Below are 19,535 nucleotides of genomic sequence, written 5' to 3'. Positions count from 1 at the left end.
TAATGTACTCTAGTATTTTTAAAAAGCCCCATTGGGGCTTTTTTTATTGGAATTGACATGAAAAAAACGCCTATTATTTCACTGCTATTTTGTTTGCTGTTAACGTCTTGCTCTAAGCCTACAGATATATTTTCATCTTATGAAGAAGCGCAAAGCGCGTTAATATCACTTAATACTGCTTTAAGTGCGCAACCGAATTCACAGGTTACACAGCTCAGTAATGAGCAGCTCCCTTTTACAGATGATTATTTAGAGCGTCGCCACGCTATTTATCAGCAGCTAATGCAAATGCAGTTATCAGCAGAGCAAACCAATCAGGTTAATTATTTAGTTATTGCTGAGCGATTCCCAGAGCGCTATTTTGCATGGCCTGCACAAACAAATGTTTTGGCTAATATGCTCACTATGGCGAAAAATGATGCCCAGTATAAAAATATTGAGCAATGGTTAAGGTTTGTAAAATCTCAGCTAGAAGCTGCCGAGCAAAGTAATTTAAAGCTAAATAAAGTTGAACATAGTTATTTAAAAAAGTACGTGCAACAAGCTATAAATCGCACTAACACACCGGTTGAACTTAATGCAGCGTTGAGTGAGTTAAACAATTATTTGGCGCACTATAAGCCAAGAGGCAGCATTGGTTTATCAGGCCTTGCTAATGGCAGTCAGTGGTATCAAAGTAAATTAAATTATTTTGCAAATGCTGTGCTCTCACCGCTTGAGTGGCTAAGTCGTATTGATAGCAAATTCAAATCAATGCAGAGTCAAAAACAGCAAACAACGGTAGAAGCCTCAAATGCCTCACAGCTTACCACATTACTTTTAACTGATTCGAAAATAGCGGGTTTAGACTGGTTAACGGGTTATACGCTATTACCTCTGAGGGCTAACGCTTCACAATTAGAACCAGCCGATGAACTGCTCTATATGGCTATGATGGAGACTGATCTAGGGGTGCATTATCACGCTTGGACATTGTCACAAGCACGCTTAAATTTACTTAAACGATTAAACATAAGTGAAGAGGAAGCGACTTTATTAGTTGAAGATATTCTTTTTTATCCAGGGCAAGCGTTTAGTTTTGCTCCACAACTACTTAATTAAACTTTAGTGCGCTATTAACTAGCGCACTGATCACATCGCTGCGCTGCAGGGTCTTGCTCTAAGCGCTGCGCTGATATTTTTTCCTCACAGTCACAACAGTAACCATACTGGCCAATGTCAATTTGGCTTATTGCCGCTTCAAGCTTATTCATACGCTCAATCAAGGGATTATACTCGGTGCCTAATTGCTGAGCTGCTATATCAAGCCACTCTTCATTTGAGGTACGGGTTAGTATACAAAGCAAATTTTGATGTGTAGGGTGTGTAGATTGTGATAGCAAGCCTAATATAGTCGCTTTAACACTTTCAATTTCATCGTTTAGTCGTTGCTGATGATGCATTAGCAGTATAACCCTTAAATTAGTCCTCAGTGATACTGCTATTATCTAGTTAGATTATCTTAGATGTTATGATTTGTATCAAATTGTGGCGCTTTCGCATATTTTTTTAATACCTCTGCCACTTCATCTTTGGCTTTTAAACGACGTATTTCGTCAAATAATAGTCCTGCTTGTGGGTACTGACGTTTTAAATAACCAAGCCATTGTTTTGTGCGTGAGGCAAAGTACTTGGTATCTTTACTGGCGGTTTGGTGCATGGATGAGTAAATAATATGGTGTAAAATATTTTCCCACGTTAACTCACTATAATCTTCATTATTAATATGAGCTTTAATTTTACGAGCTAAATCAGGATGTGAAAGGGCGCCACGGCCAATCATTAAGTCAGTGCAACCGCTGCGCTTTTGGCATAAAAGGGCATCTTCTACCTGCCAAATCTCCCCATTGGCGACCACCGCAATTTGTTTATCTTTAACTAAAGGAGGGATTTTTTCCCAATAGGCAGGCGGGTTATAGCCATCGCGTTTAGTTCGCGCATGAATGGCAATACTGCTCGCACCTGCACTGACAACGGCATCGACAATCTCTTGGCTATTACTATCATCATCAAAACCTAAGCGAATTTTTGCACTTACCTCGTGTTCAGCGTCTACGGCATCCCTTACAGTTTTAATTATTGAATACATATGTTCAGGGTCTTTGAGTAAAACAGCGCCCCCTTTGCTTTTATTCACCGTTTTTGCCGGGCAGCCAAAGTTTAAGTCAACACCATGGGAGCCTAAGCCAACTGCTTTTACTGCATTTTCAGCTAGGACGTCAGCCACTTGGCCCAATAACTGAATTCGAACCGGCGTGCCACATCGAGTTAGCCCTGCATTTTTTAGTTCAGGGCAATAACGGTGAAATACTTTATCAGGCAAGCAAGTATCTACAACGCGGATAAATTCAGTCACACAAAGATCAAAGCCACCTATGTCGGTGAGTAGTTGGCGCATTTTAAAGTCAACGACACCTTCCATAGGTGCTAAAACAAGTTTCATAGTGTGATTAATTTATTACTGAAAAAGAGCGCCAGTTTACCTGTAAATCATAAATTGATAAAACGCTTATTAGGGTTCATAGTTAGTTTACTAAGTTATTTTAGAAAAAATAGATAATGTGAAAGTTTTTAGTTTTATGCAGGTCTACTTGTATAATGATATCTGACAAGTTTAGAAGGTAATAAAAAATGAATACAATAAAGAAAAATTCAATTGCATTAACACTCGGCGCAGTGGTTGTTGGCAGTGCAAGTATGGCCAGTGCAGATGTACAAGCTAACCCATTTGAATTTCAGCAAATGGTTGCTGGTTACCAGTTAGACGCAGGTGAAGGCAAGTGCGGCGAAGGTAAATGCGGTGAAGCTAAAACCAAAAAAGAAGGAAAGTGCGGCGAAGGTAAATGCGGCGAAGCGAAGGCCAAAAAAGAAGGTAAGTGCGGCGAAGGCAAATGCGGTGAAGCTAAAGCCAAAAAAGAAGGCAAATGCGGCGAAGGTAAATGCGGCGAAGCTAAGGCCAAAAAAGAAGGCAAGTGCGGCGAAGGTAAATGCGGCGAAGCTAAGGCCAAAAAAGAAGGCAAGTGTGGCGAAGGTAAATGCGGTGGTCAATAAACTTTTCTTTTAAATACGTTAAGCTATAGGGCCTATTAGGCCCTTTTTATTTAATATGAGGTTTTATTATGGCTCACATTCAAACGCCTAACTTTGGCATGGTCGGTTTAGGTTTGCGAAGAGAAATGCTAGATGAGCTAGACGGTGCTGTACCAAAACAAATTGAGTTTATGGAAGTGGCCCCAGAAAACTGGTTAAAGTTAGGTGGACGCTTTGAAAAGCAGTTCAAACAGTTAACCAATACTAATTATTTTGTTTGCCATGGTTTGTCACTTTCTATTGGCTCGCCTGAGCCACTAGACCTTGAATTTGTAAAGTCGTTAAAACCGTTTTTTGATACTCATAATATTAAAGTATACAGCGAGCATTTAAGTTATTGTTCAGGAAAAGGACACATGTATGACTTAATGCCGATCCCTTTCACTGAGGAGGCGGTTAACCATGTTGTTTCTCGGGTTAAACAGGTACAAGATATTTTAGAACGCCCACTTGCGCTGGAAAATGTGTCTTATTATGGCGCGCCTGGACAACAGTTAACTGAGCTTGAATTTACAAACGCTATTTTAGAACAGGCTGATTGCCAGTTACTACTAGATGTAAATAATATTTATGTTAATTCAGTTAATCATGGCTACGATGCACATGCCTTTTTAGCTGCATTGCCAACTAACCGAATTGCTTATGCCCATGTTGCAGGGCATTACAACGAAGCCGAGGACTTGATTATAGATACTCATGGCACCGATGTTATTGATCCCGTATGGCAGTTGCTTGATAGCGCTTATGAAACACATGGTGTATTTCCGACGCTGTTAGAGCGGGACTTTAATATTCCACCTATTAACGTGTTAACCAAAGAGCTGGATATAATTCATCAATTACAAGCAAAGCACCTGCAGCGGTTATCCACTGAGCAAAGTGCTTAAACAGTCCTATGCAGCTAGTAATAACAACAGCATGGTTTTAAAAGAGTATTAACTATGAGTTTTATCGATATTCAAAATGAGTTTATGGCTCATATTCGCCAGCCCAACACGAACCCTTGCCCAGCAGATGTTGAAGACAGACGTATGGCTATTTATCGGGAGCTTTTTTTTAATAATATTAATGGGTTTGTTTCATCAGCATTTCCAGTTTTAAAAACACTCTATAGTGAGCAACAGTGGCTATTACTGGTTCGTCAATTTTTTAGTGAACATGATTGCCAGTCTCCTTACTTTTTAGATATTGCTGAAGAGTTTATAACGTATTTAATGACAAGTTATGTGCCCAAAGAGTGCGACCCTGTGTTTATGCTAGCGCTGGCGCATTATGAATGGATTGAGCTTGATGTATCGGTAACTCAGGCTGACTTGGATGAGAGCGAACTGGAAACGAATCAATTAACCCAAAGCCCTTTATATTTATCTAAAACGGCACGTAACTTAAGCTATGAATTCCCCGTACAACATATTAGCGAAGCGTTTCAACCGCAACAGCCCTCTGAGCAGCCACATTATTTTGTGGTGTACAGAGATAAAGACGATGAAGTACAATTTTTAGCAACTAATGCGATGACCGCCATGCTGTTGTCTATTATTGACAATAACGCAGGAAGCACATTTGCGCATGTTTGCCAGCAAGTCAGTGAAAATGCACCTCAATTTAGCCTTGAGCAAATAACTCAAGGCGCATTAAGTACCCTAACGGCTATGGCACAGCGTCAAATTATAGTGACAAAAAATTAAGATTAAGCTCTTTATAGATTATTTCACATCGTCTATTATAACGCCTTTATTTGTTGTGCTTAATAAAAGGTTGTACCGATGTCAGATGATAAAGAGTTTAAAGACCCGTTTAATGCGACTTACTTTTTTGCATTTTTAGCCGTGTTTGCTGGAATAGGGTGTTTAAATGCTATTTTAGGTTGGATCACCAGCTTGACGTAATTTTTGCTTTATTTCATAAGGCTGTTGTTTTCATCAGCCTTATATTTTTTTATCTTGTTTACCCTTCCTGAATTTTTATAACTACCGCAAACTCGCAATTTACGCTCACTTAAGGTTATAATCACCTGCTTTGTAATATGAACCATTGAGCAGTTAAAATTATGACTCAAGTAACACCAGCAATTATCAAAAACAGCATTACTACAATTGCTGATTACCCTAAAGCGGGCATTATGTTTCGCGATGTAACAACCCTAATGGCAAACCCTGAAGCGTTTAAAGCAACCATAGATGCATTTATTAACGCCTATAAAGATCAAGGTTTTACTAAAATTATTGGCACAGAATCGCGTGGCTTTATTTTTGGTGCACCGCTATCTTATGCCTTGGGAATTCCTTTTATCCCTGTTCGCAAACCTGGTAAATTACCGCGCGAAGTTATTCGCCAAGATTACCAACTCGAATATGGTGAAGATACATTAGAGCTTCATACTGATGCGATTGTAGCCGGTGACAAAGTATTGCTAGTTGACGACTTGTTGGCGACCGGTGGTACAATTGAAGCAACAGCCAAGTTGGTTGCAAAATTAGGCGGCAACGCCACAGATGCAGCATTCGTCGTATCGTTACCTGAACTAGGTGGGGAGCAGCGTGTTGAAAAAATGGGTATTAAAATCCTAAAATTGGTTGAATTCGAAGGCGAATAATCGATGAGTTATCAGGTTCTAGCGAGAAAATGGCGTCCTCAAACCTTTCATGAATTGGTTGGGCAGTCTCATGTTAAACAAGCGCTGGTTAATGCGCTGAATCAAAATAGACTGCATCACGCTTATTTATTCACTGGAACCCGTGGTGTTGGTAAAACGACCATTGCGCGTATTTTTGCTAAAAGCTTAAATTGTGATGAGGGCATTTCTGCCACACCATGTGGTCAATGTAGTAGCTGTGTTGATATAGAAGCAGGGCGCTACATTGATTTACTCGAAATAGATGCGGCCTCACGCACAAAAGTTGAAGATACTCGCGAAATACTCGATAACGTTCAATATGCGCCAACCCGCGGACGCTACAAAGTGTACTTAATTGATGAAGTACACATGTTGTCAAAGCACAGCTTTAATGCCTTATTAAAAACGCTCGAAGAACCACCTGAGCATGTAAAGTTTTTACTGGCGACCACCGATCCACAAAAATTACCGGTAACTATTTTATCGCGCTGTTTACAGTTTAATTTAAATGCCTTGTCGCAAGCTGAAATTAAGCAACAGCTTGAGCATGTTCTTACACAAGAACAGCTCAATTTTGATAATGATGCCCTAAGTATTATTGCTAAAGCAGCCGATGGCAGTATGCGAGATGCGCTGAGCCTGACCGATCAGGCTATTGCTCAAACAAATGGCGATATTAATAATCAAGCTGTTCAAGCCATGCTTGGTTTAATGGATACCCATTATAGTCAGAGTTTACTCGCTGCATTACTCGCGCAGGATGGCGCAGCCTTAATGGCTGAAGTTGCCCAAGTCGCGAGCAGAAATCCTAATTACATTGCACTACTTGATGACTTAATTGCACTTACGCATATTATTCAATTAAGCCAATTAGTGCCTGAAGCGGCAGCACTTGATAGCAATAATGCTGACTACATTAAGCATGTTGCAGCGCACACTCATGCTCAGCAAATTCAAGTGTATTATCAGTTATTACTGAATGGCAAAAAAGATTTACAGTGGGCGCCTGAGCCACGCTTAGGGTTTGAGATGATTATGCTACGATTGTTAGCATTTCAACCTGAGCACTCACAAACGACGCATTCAGCACCTAGCTCGCAACCCGCGCCAGAGCAAAATGCCACAGGGCGTACCAATGCATTGCGTGATATTTTAAATAAAAATAAACCAGCGCATAGCAATAGCACTGAAAGTCAGCCATCAATACATAATCCACAGCCAATAGAGGCTGCTGAGCCTGAGGTTTCGCGCTCTGATAATAGCCGGACTCACATTGAGCAAGAGTCAACGCAAAGTCAGCCAAACGTGTCTGATACAACGCCAATGAGCGATGAACAAGCGCAGCGTCAAAGCGAAGATGATGCCTACATGCAGCACAGCGATGTAGAACAAACCATTGCAGCGCAATACGATGATGTAATGAGTAGCGCGGTTGACCAAGGATTTAATCCTGAGCTATCAAACGTACCTAGTAGCACTGAGCATTCAGCGCCAACAATGGGCGAGCAAGAAGCACGTGCACAGTCTGCAATAGCGCGTATTTTACGTGACAGAAATATTTCCGGTGCGGGCAAACTGTCAAGCGCAGCAACCGAAAAACCTGTTGTGCCAAAATCGACCCCTGCGAGGCAAGTCGATAAACCTATTAGCAATACACCTCAAGCTGTAGCGCAGGAGCCGCCTCCATGGGATAGTGAGACGGGTGATGAGTTACCAAAAAAGCCAGCGCTCCCCATGTCAGGGAGCAAGCCACAGGTAAGCACTAAACCTGCAAATAAAGTTGACTTTAAAGCGAAGCACCAAACAATTACCGAAAATCTTGCACCTGAGCTATTAGAGCAAATTAATCCGCAAAAACCAGCTCCTGCTGTTGAACAAGCACCAAGTATTCCGGTGCCGGATGATTTTCAAAGCCCCATCAGTGAAATTAGATTTGCCCATCAACAAGATGAATGGGCTTATTTAATTAAGCGAATGGGGCTTGGCGGGCGCATGCGCCAGTTTGCCTTGCATTCAATTTTTACCAAGCAAGACAATCATTTTCATATTGAAGTGGATGAATCGCAAAAGCATTTAGATACGCCTATGCTGCGCCAAAAGTTAAATGTGGCGTTATCGACTATTTATGGGCATAACGTTGAGCTAAATATCGACTTTGCCAGTGGGGTGATTGACTCGCCTTATCTAATTCAACAAAAAATTGATGCAGGTCGTCACCAGCAAGCGATTGATGTGATCACAAGCGATGAAAATATAGTACAATTTCAACAGCTATTTAGCGCTGAAATTGACGAAAACAGTATTCAGGCATTGTAATTAACTATCAGTGCCCTTATTTATACTTCAGTTAATGTATTAAAAGAAAGAGAGACGATTATGTTTAAAGGTGGAATGGGTAACATGATGAAGCAAGCGCAGCAAATGCAAGAGCGCATGCAAAAAGCCCAAGAAGAAATCGCAACAATGGAAGTCGTTGGTGAAGCTGGTGCCGGTTTAGTTAAAGTAACCATGCTTGGTAACCACAACGTGCGCCGTGTTGAGCTTGATGAAAGCTTAATGGAAGACGACAAAGACATGATTGAAGATTTATTAGCTGCAGCATGTAACGATGCTGTGCGCCGTGTTGCCGATGAAACGCAAGAACGCATGGGTAAAGTGACAGGCGGTATGCAGTTACCACCTGGTATGAAAATGCCGTTCTAAGCAACTATGCAACTTTCAGATAGTTTAACATCGCTTATTGAAGCACTGCGTTGTCAGCCCGGCATCGGTCCGAAGTCTGCCCAGCGTATTGCGTTTCATTTGTTAGAGCGCGACCGTAAAGGCGGTGCTCAACTTGGTAATGCCTTGACTAAAGCAATGACGGCTGTAGGGCATTGTCAGTCGTGCCGCACATTTACCGAGCAGGCGCAGTGTGATATTTGCTTAAGCACTAAACGCCAAGACAGTGGTATTTTATGTGTTGTTGAATCGCCAACGGATGTACTCGCCATTGAGCAAACAGGTCAATACAAAGGGCTTTACTTTGTATTAATGGGGCATTTATCACCGATTGATGGCATAGGGCCTAAAGAAATTGGCCTTGATGTACTCGAGCAAAAGCTTGCGCAAGGCGGTATTAATGAAGTCATTTTAGCCACAAATCCTTCGGTTGAAGGCGAAACAACGGCGCATTATATTGCTCAGCTTTGCCACAAAAACAATGTGGGTGCATCGCGTATTGCTCATGGTATTCCTGTTGGTGGTGAGCTTGATTTAGTCGATGGAATGACGCTTATGCATGCATTTAGCGGTAGGCGATTAGTCAGCCATGAATAGTTTATTTTAAGCTTAACTATTTGAACTTACTTTAAAAGCCTACATACATGCTGTAGGCTTTTTTGTTGGCTTTAATTGCAATATAAACAAAAGTTTAAGGATGGTATGGCTGCAATAACCCAAAGTGCTAATGTGATTGTTGATGACTTTATCGCACCTGTTTGCCATGAACACATAAAAATTATTTATCAAGATGAGGCGCTTTTAGTGATCAATAAGCCCAGTGGTTTATTGAGTTTGTCGGGTAAAAACCCACTAAATTGGGATTCCGTTCATTATCGTTTAGTCAATGGTCAACAGGGTAAAACAGCCGCCTTTGCAGAAGCAAAGTTACCTCATCGATTAGATTTTGGAACCTCAGGGATCATGCTGGTGGCACTCAATAGTGAGTCGGCAAAAAACCTCAATCAACAATTTCAAAGTCACACCATAAGCAAACGCTATGTCGCTATGTTGCAAGGAAAAGTGTGCGATAACCACGGACAAATAAATTACCCGATTGCTAAAGACAAACTCCATTTTCCTCGTGTTAAATTATGTAACACCACAGGCAAAGCGGCCTTAACACACTACACAGTACTTAAGCGTTTTATACAACCAATCAAGACGTTAGTGCAATTTACCCCCGTTACTGGTCGAACGCATCAATTACGTATTCATAGTCATGCAATTGGGCATCCTATTTTAGGTTGCGATTTGTATAAAAGTGAACAGAGTGAGCAGATGGCGTCGCGTTTGCAGCTACATGCCAGCGATATATATTTTCATCACCCAAGCACTCAAAAGCCGATGCATTTACACTGTGCCAGCCCATTTTGAACAGATATTGTTTTTTATAATATTGTTGTTTTTTGCTGGCAGCTTTTTTTACTTTTTTCCCTTGAAGTTCTGACACCTCCCCCCATATTAAGTGCATAACGCAGACACTTTGCAAATTGGAGATACATAAATGACTGCAGCACAAAAAGAAACATTAGGCTTTCAAACAGAAGTAAAACAATTACTAAACTTAATGATTCACTCGCTTTATTCTAATAAAGAAATATTTTTACGTGAGCTTGTATCAAACGCATCTGATGCAGCCGATAAATTACGCTTTTTAGCGTTATCAAACGGCGACTTATATCAAGGTGATGCTGATTTACGTGTACGTATTAGTGCTGATAAAGAAGCCAATACGGTAACCATTTCTGATAATGGTATTGGTATGACACGTGATGAAGTGATCAGCTCTTTAGGTACAATTGCAAAGTCGGGTACCGCAGAGTTTTTCAAAAACTTAACGGGCGACCAAAGCAAAGATTCACAACTTATTGGTCAATTTGGTGTGGGCTTTTACTCAGCGTTTATTGTTGCTGATGAAGTGACAGTGCGTACCCGTAAAGCAGGCGAGACAACAGCTGTAGAGTGGCAATCAAAAGGTGAAGGTGAATACACGCTGCAAGAAATTGAAAAAGAAGGCCGCGGTACAGACATTATTCTACACCTACGTGAAGAAGAAAAAGAGTACGCAGACGAATGGCGCCTTCGTAGTATCGTGACTAAATACTCTGATCATATTTCTACACCAGTACAAATGTACAAAGCAGAAGTACCAGAGTCTGAAGGCGAAGACGGCGAGAAAATTCCAGCAGTTCCTGGTGAGTGGGAAAGCATTAACCGTGCTACGGCATTGTGGACGCGTGATAAGTCTGAAATCTCTGAAGATGAATACAAAGAATTTTACAAGCATGTAAGCCATGACTGGGAAGATCCACTTAGTTGGGGACATAACAAAGTTGAAGGTAAAACTGAATACACCAGTTTGTTATACATTCCTAAAAAAGCACCCTTTGATTTATGGAACCGTGAGCGCCAAAGTGGTTTAAAACTTTATGTTCAACGCGTGTTTATTATGGATGACGCTGAACAGTTTATGCCAAGCTACTTACGTTTTGTTAAAGGCTTATTAGACTCAAACGATTTACCACTAAACGTATCGCGTGAAATTTTACAAGACAACAAAGTAACCCAGGCTATTCGCAAGGGGTGTACGTCGCGTATTATTAAAATGCTTGAGCGTATGGCTAAAAACAAAGCCGATGATTACCAAACATTTTGGAATGAATTTGGTCAGGTAATGAAAGAAGGCCCAGCTGAAGATGCGGCCAACAAAGAAAGCATTGCTAAGCTATTACGTTTTGCTTCAACGCATACCGATTCAGACACTCAAGATGTATCGCTTGAACAATACATTGAGCGTATGAAAGACAGCCAAGATAAAATTTACTATGTTGTTGCTGACTCATTTATTGCAGCTAAAAACTCACCGCATTTAGAGATCTTCCGCAAAAAAGGCATTGAAGTTTTACTACTAAGTGACCGTGTTGATGAGTGGATGATGAGCCACTTAACTGAATTTGCAGACAAGCAATTTCAATCAATTACTCGCGGTGATTTAGATTTAGGTGACTTAGACGACGAAGAAACTAAAAAAGCACAAGAAGAGTCTGAAAAAGAAGTTGCAGGCCTTATTGAGCGTATTAAAACCGCATTAGGTGATGATGTTAAAGAAGTACGCTTTACACATCGTTTAACCGATTCGCCAGCCTGTGTGGTGAGCGATGACAATGATATGAGCTCGCAAATGCAAAAGCTGATGGAGTCAGTAGGTCAAGCAGTGCCAGAAGCTAAACCTGTGTTTGAGCTAAACCCTGAACACCAGATTGTTAAGCATTTAAATGATGAGCAAGACGAAGATAAATTTGCGCAGTGGTCACATGTATTGCTAGATCAAGCATTACTAGCTGAGCGCGGTACGCTTAAAGATCCAACTGGATTTGTCACTCGCTTAAATAAACTTATGCTTGATTTAAGCAAATAAGTATTAAAAATCAATGATTGAGTAAAAAGGGAACGTTTGTTCCCTTTTTTTATGCGCTGGAGCATAGAGTTTATTGATTTTTAAAGGTTAAATTTGCTGCATAGGCGCTGCCCGAATGGGTCTGTCTGCCTACATGGATGGTGGCAAATGACGTGAGCAGGACGCAGAAGCTTTGCTCGATTTTTACTCAGCCTACTAAGTTGCAAACCTTGCGCCGCGATTAAACTCCCCTAGTTTGCACAAATATTAATCCGCAAAGGCCAACAGACTCTAGACAATTAGTATAAGTTACTTGAGTATCTGCGGCGCTTGTGGAAGAATTCAGACTTTAAAATAAACTCTCATATTAGGGGACAATGATATGCGCATTATTCTTTTGGGCGCGCCGGGTGCAGGTAAAGGTACTCAAGCTCAGTTTTTAATGGATAGATACGGTATTCCACAAATTTCTACCGGTGATATGCTACGAGCTGCAATTAAAGAGGGCACACCACTTGGCCTTGAAGCAAAAAAAGTAATGGACGCAGGTCAGTTAATTTCTGATGACATCATCATTGGCCTTGTTAAAGAGCGCATTGCAAAACCTGATTGTGAGAAAGGCTTTTTACTTGATGGCTTCCCACGTACCATTCCACAAGCTGATGCAATGAAAGACAATGGCGTCGTCGTTGATCACGTTATTGAATTTGATGTTGCTGATGAAGTGATTGTTGAGCGTATGGGTGGCCGTCGTGTTCATCCTGGTTCTGGTCGTGTTTATCATGTTGTTTACAATCCACCAAAACAGGAAGGTAAAGACAACGAAACAGGCGAAGAGCTTATTATCCGTGCGGATGACACAGAAGAGACAGTTCGTAAACGCTTAGGCATTTACCATGAGCAAACAATGCCATTGGTTGACTACTATCAAGCAGAAGCGCAAGCTGGTAATACGCAGTACCATAAATTAGACGGTACTCAAGCGGTTGAAGCAGTAAGCAAGCAACTAGCTGAGCTTTTAGGTTAATTTTTATCTAAAATTAAAAGCATAATTAAAAAAAACCGCTTCATAGCGGTTTTTTATTATCTGAAATTCGACCTTTAAAGCGTTTTAAGCTTTTCAATAACGCTATCGTATTCGGGCTCGGTTGATAAGCTACTAACTAATTGTTTATATATAACTTTATGGCTTTTATCGAGAATAAAAACAGCGCGTGTAAGTAACCCCATATCTTTAATTATTAACCCATACTTTTGGCCAAAATCACGCCATACAGAATCAGAAAGTGTCGTAACTTTATCGATATTTTCTGCTTTGCAAAAACGTTTTTGTGCAAAAGGTAGGTCGGCACTAATCGTTAACATGGCTACGCCAGGAAACTGTTGCGCTACTTTTTCATTAAAATGTTTTGTTTGCAGGCTACAAATGCCAGTATCTAAGCTTGGTACCACGCTTATCAATACAGCCTGCCCTTGGTAATTTTCTAATGTAATGGCAGTAAAGCTGTCGTCGACCACTTTAAAATTTGGCGCATCAGCACCGACTTTAAGGCCTTGGCCTAGTAACGTAACAGGTTTACCTTGCGCTGTTACTTTTCCTGCATCTAAGGTGTTTTCAGGTAACTCTGATGCAAAACTAGTGCAACAAAACAGGCTCAATGCAAAGGCTAATGAACGACGCATGGATTTTTTCCTTTTAAGAATTAACGTAATAGTGGTGAGTGTATTATACTGTGATGGAGTTACCAAGCAGAATAATTGACGCGTTTATTTTTCCCTAAAATTGTAAATAAGCAATACTTTGATTACTATGTATATATAAGAAATAGGTATTAATTAATAATATCCGTGCCTTTATTTTTTGCGGTGTCAGCGTACAACAAGTTTTAAAATAGAGAGATAATATGTCAACATCGGTTTTAATTTGTGATGATTCAAAACTAGCTAGACGTCAATTAGCTCGCTCTTTACCCGATGATTGGGATATTAAAGTTGAATTTGCATGTGACGGTGTAGACTGCATAAAACAAATAACTAAAGCCCAGCCTGAAATTCTTTTCCTTGATTTAAATATGCCAGAAATGGACGGTTATGGCGTGCTTGCTGCAATGAAAGAGCAAGGACTCGACGTTCTCACTGTTGTGGTATCAGGCGATATTCAACCGAGTGCGCATCAACGTGTGCTTGAGCTTGGCGCCATAGATTTTATTCAAAAACCGTGTTCCCCAGAAAAGCTTGCTGCCATTATTGAACATCATGGTATTAGAGATAGAGCACTGCGTGAACGCATGTCTCACTCGTTAGGTGAACAAGTTGACCCTGATGTTCGTGATATATATCAAGAGCTGACTAATGTTGCCATGGGTCAGGCGGGAGATTTACTGGCAAGACTGCTTAATGTATTTGTTAAGTTACCCATTCCTAATGTTAATGTTTTAGAAGTCAGTGAGCTCAACATGGCGTTAAGCTCTGTTGATACCAATGATACTACATCGGGTATTTGCCAAGGCTTTATAGGTGGTGGGGTATCTGGCGAGGCATTATTACTTTTAAATGACTCTAGCTTTAAAGAAATAGCCTCACTCATGAATTACGAAGGTGAACTAAACGACAAGGTTGAGTTAGAGTTGCTAATGGATGTAAGTAACATTTTAATTGGCGCTATTTTAACCGGCTTGTCAAAACAGCTCGACATGACCTTTAGCCAAGGGCATCCAATAGTTTTGGGGCAGCATCGGGACGTTTCTGAGCTTGTTCAGTCGAATAAGTCGCGCTGGCAACGGACTCTAGCCATAGAAATAAGTTACGGTATTGAAAATCATGATATTAGTTGTGATTTAATGTTGCTCTTTACTGAAGATTCACTGAAAACTTTGAAATACAAAGTTGCTTATCTACTAGAAGATTAAATATTTATGCCAGCTGATTTAGATTTGAATGAAATCCATTGGTTAATGGATATGTTTAATACGGTTGATGTCGGTCTTGTTGTACTCGATCGAGAATACAAAGTGCATGTATGGAATGGTTTTATGGAAAATCATTCTGGTTTGTTACCGAGCGCTGTAAAAGACAAAGACTTATTTGATTTATTTCCGGCCATTGATGAAAAATGGTTTAGAAGTAAATCTGAGTCAGTGTTTGTATTAAAGAATCGTTCATTTACTATTTGGGAGCAGCAGCCGTATATTTTTCGTTTTAAAAACTACCGACCAATTACCGGTAAAGCGGACTATATGTATCAAAATGCCACGTTTATTCCACTTACCAATGTGCGAGGCGAAGTCGAGCATATTTGTATTATTATTTACGATGTGACAGATATTGCGGTTAACAAAAAAGAACTAGAAGAGTTAAATAAAAAACTAGAACAAGTAAGCCAAACAGATAGTTTAACCCAGCTTGCCAATAGAGGGCATTGGGAGCATTTACTGCACCAAGAATTTTTACGAACGAAGCGAAACGAAGGTTGTTGCTCGTTATTAATTTTTGATATTGACCACTTTAAAAAGGTAAATGATGATTTTGGACACAGTGCTGGAGATGAAGCACTTCGTCATATAGCGAGTTTACTGAAAACTGCATTGCGTGAAACAGACATTGCTGGGCGATACGGCGGTGAAGAGTTTGTTGTTACTTTATTAGATACCGATAAACAAGGGGCGATTGTATTTGCTGAACGTTTACGCCAATTAATTGAAACCTCTCCGGCGAAATACAATGAGCACACGGTGCATATGGCCATTAGTGTGGGTATTGCGTGTTTTGATGATCAGTTTAAAGATCACGAACGCTGGATTGAAGCTGCCGATAAAGCGCTTTATCATTCAAAAGAAACAGGTCGAAATAAAGTGTCGGTATACGCTGATATAAAAAATGATGCTTAGGCATCATTTTTTAATTGGGGGGTAAAATAAGCAAGTCAGTTTTAAGTAAGCGCATTATTTTTTCTGCAGTATTACCAATGAGTTTTGCTTTAATTCCTACATTCCCAACAGATCCTATAATCACTAAATCAGCATTGAGCTTGGCCGCTAAGCTTGGGATCACCTGCTCAGGTAAACCCGCTTTAATATAAAGTTTGTCGCGTAAGTTATTATCAATAATGAGTTGTTGCTGTGATTGAGGTAATTTCTCAAAGGCATTGACTAGTTGCTCTTCTGAAAATACTAAGCCTAAATCTCTTAATATTGGAGAAATATACACTGTGTAGCCGGCATAAAATTCACAGTCTGTTCGCTGTGCGTATGCTAGGCCATATTTAATAATTGACTGATTAAGTTTATGTTTTGCGGTTTTTTCGCTGGCTAAATCAAGTGCGGCGAGTATGTTGGTATGCTTGCGCCATTTGTTATCTGCCGCTAAATACAAAGCGATGGGCGTAAAGCGGATAAGTTGCCAATCAAGTTCACTAAATTGGCTGTCGCTGTCGATATGGCGTGTTTTTATCACCATTTCGTAATCATCAGTATTAATATCTTCGTTAAGCCACTGCTCGGGGGCTTCATGCCATGCGGTTTGAAAGGTATAACTGCAACCCTCCAGTTCTGCGCTAATCAGTGGCTCCAACTGTGCCCTTAATGATGAAAGGCATTTATCTTGCAGCGCAAGTAGTTGTTCTGGCGACAGAGAAAATAAAATATTGCCGGTTTCTTCAAAGCTAAATGCAACAATATCAATATGTTTATTCCCTTGCAGCGCTTTTTGTTTAGCATGCTGCAATGACGTTTTTGCAAATTCAACCGAATCAATCAGTACAAGAAGCTTTTTTTTGTCCATTATTTTTACTCTGTTGTATGGCGTGAATCATCAATTGGACATTGACCAATGGTTGAAATCTCACCAGAATTTGACTCCTGTTCCAGTTTTACCTTAAAGCCCCATAGTCTGTAAAGGTGTTTTAATACCTCCCCATGGGAGTTAGCCAGTGGAACGGCATTATGAGGTACATATCGTAGGGTTAAAGAGCGGTCACCGCGTAAGTCAACATCGTAAACTTGTATGTTAGGCTCATGATTACTAAGGTTATATTGTGCAGAAAGTGCTTCTCTAACCGCTTTGTAGCCATTATCGTCGTGAATAGCGCCTATTTCTAAATGTGGGTTACTAGCATGGTCGACTATGGTGAATAATTTAAAATCCCGAATCAGCTTAGGGGATAAAAATTGGCTAATAAAACTCTCATCTTTGAAATTTTGCATTGCAAAGTGCAGTGTCTCGAGCCAGTCACTGCCCGCATGCTCAGGGAACCAGCGTTTATCTTCTTCTGTTGGGTTTTCACAAATACGACGTATATCAACCATCATATTAAAGCCCAGTGCATAGGGGTTAATACCTGAGTAATAATCGCTATTGTATGGAGGTTGGTACACAACATTAGTATGGCTTTGTAAAAACTCCAACATAAATGAGTCGGTTAGTTTTCCCTCATCATATAAATGGTTCAAAATAGTGTAGTGCCAAAAAGTGGCCCAACCTTCATTCATTACTTGGGTTTGTTTTTGCGGGTAAAAGTATTGTGATATTTTTCGCACTATCCTGACGATTTCTCGCTGCCATGACTCGAGTAAAGGGGCATTTTTTTCAATAAAGTACAGAATATTTTCCTGTGGCTCTTGCGGGAAGTGGCGTTCGTGTTTTTTTGACTCTTGCTGTTGAGAAGGAATGGTACGCCATAATTCGTTAACTTGTGATTGCAAATACTCAGCCCGTTCTTGCTGACGCTTTTGCTCTTCAAATAACGAAATTCGTTGTGGACGTTTGTACCTATCAACACCGTAACTCATTAATGCATGACATGAGTCGAGTATGCTTTCTACTTCGGAAATACCGTACTTTTCTTCACAGCGGCTAATATAGTTTTTAGCAAACAATAAATAATCAATAATTGAGCCTGCATCAGTCCATGTTTTAAATAAATAATTCCCTTTAAAAAATGAGTTATGCCCATAGCAAGCATGTGCCATAACCAGTGCCTGCATCGGAAGGGTGTTTTCTTCCATTAGGTAAGCAATACAGGGGTTCGAATTAATCACAATTTCATACGCAAGTCCCATTTGACCGCGTTTATAATTTTGCTCCGTTTGAATAAATTTTTTACCATACGACCAGTGAGTGTAGCCAATGGGCATGCCTACACTTGAGTAGGCATCCATCATTTGTTCTGCGGTGATCACTTCAATTTGGTTAGGGTAGGTGTCTAGCTTGTAGTGCTCAGCCACACGCGCTATTTCGTCTTGGTATTGTTGCAATAGTTCAAAGGTCCAATCTGGCCCATCACTTATTCGATTATCGTTCATAATGCTACCTCGCTTTGGCTATGCAGCCCCTTGCTGTTGACGACCTTTTTTAAATAGCTCCCTAAATATAGGGTAAATATCTTCAACACCTTGGATATGCTGGATGGCAAAATTACTGTTCGTTTGACTAATGTTTTGATACTCGCGCCATAAACTTTGATGAGCACGTGTGGTAATTTCTATATAGGCAAAATAGCGAACAGCTTTAAGTATTTTATTACGTAAAATGTGTCCACATTGGGGCGTGTCATCGGCCCAATTATCACCATCAGAAGCTTGTGCTGCGTATATATTCCATTCATCAGCATTATAGCGCTCAGCTATTATTTCATTCATCAGTTTTAGTGCACTTGAAACAATGGTACCGCCTGTTTCTTGTGAATAAAAAAACTCTTGCTCATCAACTTCTTTGGCTTGGGTATGATGGCGAATATACACAACGTCGATGTCTTTGTAGCTGCGAGTTAAAAACTGATAAAGCAAAATGTAAAAGCGTTTTGCCATGTCTTTTGTTGCTTGATCCATTGAACCTGACACATCCATAATACAAAACATCACCGCTTTACTAGTTGGGTGTGGTTGTTTGTCGTAGTTACGAAAACGTAAGTCGTAATTATCGATAAAGGGCACGGTTTTTATTTGCTGTTTAAGTGTGTCGATTTCTTTTTGTAATAAGGCCACAGCGGCTTTATCACAGTGTGGTTGTTCAAGCAGCAGTGCTAGTTGCCCCTCAAGCTCGCTAAGGCGGCGTTTTTTACCTGCGGTCATTGCAATACGACGAGCTAGAGAGCCTTGTAATGAGCGCACTACATCAATATTACTGGGCATACCATCACTGCAAAACCCAGCGCGATGGGTTTTCATTTGCACTAGCTTATCAAGCTGATTTTCTTGCAAATTAGGGAGTTCTAAATCCTCAAATAACAAATCAAGGTATTCATCTTTAGAGATAGAAAAAACAAATTCATCTTGGCCTTCGCCAGAGTCACTTGCTTCACCTTCGCCTGCGCCACCGCCTTTGCCTCCTTTAGGGCGTTCTATTTTGTCGCCAGTAGAGAACTGATCGTTCCCAGGGTGTATTTGCTCTCTATTACCGCCTCTACCTTGATGAAAAGTAGGTTCGCTAATATCACGCTGCGGAATAGAGATACTCTCTCCAGAGCTTGAATCAGTGACACTGCGTTTATTGATCGCATCAGACACCGCTTCTTTGATCTGCTTTTTATAACGCCTAATAAAACGCTGGCGGTTAACTGTGCTTTTGTTTTTGCCATTTAAACGCCTGTCGATAAAATGCGCCATAATGACCTCCTAAAAACTGCAATTATGA

General features: G+C 40.5%; 20 protein-coding genes. 14 read left to right on the top strand and 6 right to left on the bottom strand.

The features are described 5' to 3' along the window. Positions 1–57: 57 nt before the first annotated feature. Positions 58–1,101, top strand: a complete 1,044-nt coding sequence (locus AAGD16_RS09070; RefSeq protein WP_033104379.1) for a hypothetical protein — start codon at positions 58–60, stop codon at positions 1,099–1,101. 14 nt (positions 1,102–1,115) lie between these two features. On the opposite strand, the gene AAGD16_RS09065 is transcribed toward AAGD16_RS09070, so the two are convergent. Together AAGD16_RS09065 and AAGD16_RS09060 are read right to left on the bottom strand one after the other, a co-directional pair. Continuing rightward, on the bottom strand, positions 1,116–1,442 hold the full coding sequence (locus AAGD16_RS09065) for a TraR/DksA C4-type zinc finger protein (protein WP_013465198.1): 327 nt from the start codon (positions 1,440–1,442) through the stop codon (positions 1,116–1,118). A gap of 59 nt (positions 1,443–1,501) precedes the next feature. Next, positions 1,502–2,482, bottom strand: a complete 981-nt coding sequence (locus AAGD16_RS09060; RefSeq protein ID WP_028835056.1) for a tRNA-dihydrouridine synthase — start codon at positions 2,480–2,482, stop codon at positions 1,502–1,504. Positions 2,483–2,670: 188 nt separating this feature from the next. Here AAGD16_RS09060 and AAGD16_RS09055 point away from each other — a divergent pair, with 188 nt between their 5' ends. The 11 genes from AAGD16_RS09055 (at position 2,671) to adk (ending at position 12,933) form a co-directional block, all read left to right on the top strand. Continuing rightward, positions 2,671–3,090 (top strand): hypothetical protein, encoded by a 420-nt coding sequence (locus AAGD16_RS09055; protein WP_058154841.1) that lies wholly within the window; start codon positions 2,671–2,673, stop codon positions 3,088–3,090. 68 nt (positions 3,091–3,158) lie between these two features. After that, entirely contained in the window at positions 3,159–4,016 is an 858-nt protein-coding gene (locus AAGD16_RS09050; RefSeq protein WP_013465196.1) for a DUF692 domain-containing protein, read from the top strand. 54 nt (positions 4,017–4,070) lie between these two features. After that, complete coding sequence (locus AAGD16_RS09045) at positions 4,071–4,817, top strand: DUF2063 domain-containing protein (RefSeq protein ID WP_013465195.1); 747 nt, start codon at positions 4,071–4,073, stop codon at positions 4,815–4,817. A 78-nt stretch (positions 4,818–4,895) separates the two neighbouring features. Beyond that, complete coding sequence (locus AAGD16_RS09040; protein WP_013465194.1) at positions 4,896–5,018, top strand: hypothetical protein; 123 nt, start codon at positions 4,896–4,898, stop codon at positions 5,016–5,018. 161 nt (positions 5,019–5,179) lie between these two features. Further along, complete coding sequence (gene apt, locus AAGD16_RS09035) at positions 5,180–5,725, top strand: adenine phosphoribosyltransferase (RefSeq protein ID WP_013465193.1); 546 nt, start codon at positions 5,180–5,182, stop codon at positions 5,723–5,725. Positions 5,726–5,728: 3 nt separating this feature from the next. Then, the gene (dnaX, locus tag AAGD16_RS09030) at positions 5,729–8,062 is read left to right on the top strand and encodes a DNA polymerase III subunit gamma/tau (protein ID WP_377111321.1); all 2,334 of its coding nucleotides are present in this window, start codon (positions 5,729–5,731) and stop codon (positions 8,060–8,062) included. A 60-nt stretch (positions 8,063–8,122) separates the two neighbouring features. Beyond that, a complete protein-coding gene (locus AAGD16_RS09025; protein WP_013465191.1) occupies positions 8,123–8,449 on the top strand; it encodes a YbaB/EbfC family nucleoid-associated protein in 327 nt (108 codons plus the stop codon). Between the two features lie 6 nt (positions 8,450–8,455). After that, a complete protein-coding gene (gene recR / locus AAGD16_RS09020) occupies positions 8,456–9,064 on the top strand; it encodes a recombination mediator RecR (RefSeq protein WP_368484902.1) in 609 nt (202 codons plus the stop codon). 105 nt (positions 9,065–9,169) lie between these two features. Then, positions 9,170–9,883, top strand: coding sequence for an RluA family pseudouridine synthase (locus AAGD16_RS09015; protein WP_058154835.1), 714 nt, complete (start codon positions 9,170–9,172; stop codon positions 9,881–9,883). 130 nt (positions 9,884–10,013) lie between these two features. Further along, positions 10,014–11,927 (top strand): molecular chaperone HtpG, encoded by a 1,914-nt coding sequence (htpG, locus tag AAGD16_RS09010; protein ID WP_036954359.1) that lies wholly within the window; start codon positions 10,014–10,016, stop codon positions 11,925–11,927. A 361-nt stretch (positions 11,928–12,288) separates the two neighbouring features. After that, on the top strand, positions 12,289–12,933 hold the full coding sequence (gene adk / locus AAGD16_RS09005) for an adenylate kinase (protein ID WP_377111318.1): 645 nt from the start codon (positions 12,289–12,291) through the stop codon (positions 12,931–12,933). A 74-nt stretch (positions 12,934–13,007) separates the two neighbouring features. Here the strand turns inward: adk and tpx are convergent, their stop codons facing one another. Beyond that, positions 13,008–13,589 (bottom strand): thiol peroxidase, encoded by a 582-nt coding sequence (gene tpx / locus AAGD16_RS09000; protein WP_013465186.1) that lies wholly within the window; start codon positions 13,587–13,589, stop codon positions 13,008–13,010. Positions 13,590–13,810: 221 nt separating this feature from the next. On the opposite strand from tpx, the gene AAGD16_RS08995 reads away from it, so the two are divergent. After that, positions 13,811–14,815: a response regulator gene (locus AAGD16_RS08995; protein ID WP_013465185.1), complete on the top strand. Its 1,005-nt coding sequence runs from the start codon at positions 13,811–13,813 to the stop codon at positions 14,813–14,815. A gap of 6 nt (positions 14,816–14,821) precedes the next feature. After that, positions 14,822–15,793, top strand: a complete 972-nt coding sequence (locus AAGD16_RS08990) for a diguanylate cyclase (protein ID WP_013465184.1) — start codon at positions 14,822–14,824, stop codon at positions 15,791–15,793. Positions 15,794–15,803: 10 nt separating this feature from the next. Here AAGD16_RS08990 and AAGD16_RS08985 read toward each other — a convergent pair whose 3' ends face one another. Genes AAGD16_RS08985 through AAGD16_RS08975 form a run of 3 tightly spaced genes read right to left on the bottom strand, consistent with a single transcriptional unit; the run spans position 15,804 to position 19,507 of the window. Further along, on the bottom strand, positions 15,804–16,685 hold the full coding sequence (locus AAGD16_RS08985) for a universal stress protein (protein ID WP_377111315.1): 882 nt from the start codon (positions 16,683–16,685) through the stop codon (positions 15,804–15,806). Between the two features lie 5 nt (positions 16,686–16,690). Continuing rightward, on the bottom strand, positions 16,691–18,205 hold the full coding sequence (locus AAGD16_RS08980) for a SpoVR family protein (protein WP_013465182.1): 1,515 nt from the start codon (positions 18,203–18,205) through the stop codon (positions 16,691–16,693). Positions 18,206–18,223: 18 nt separating this feature from the next. Further along, the gene (locus AAGD16_RS08975; protein WP_058154832.1) at positions 18,224–19,507 is read right to left on the bottom strand and encodes a YeaH/YhbH family protein; all 1,284 of its coding nucleotides are present in this window, start codon (positions 19,505–19,507) and stop codon (positions 18,224–18,226) included. Positions 19,508–19,535 lie beyond the last annotated feature (28 nt).

This window comes from Pseudoalteromonas sp. M58 (genome assembly GCF_042604605.1).
In the GTDB taxonomy this organism is placed as follows: Bacteria; Pseudomonadota; Gammaproteobacteria; order Enterobacterales; family Alteromonadaceae; genus Pseudoalteromonas; species Pseudoalteromonas tetraodonis.
Note: the sequence above shows the minus strand (reverse complement) of the source record. Positions and strands in the feature narration are given on the sequence as shown.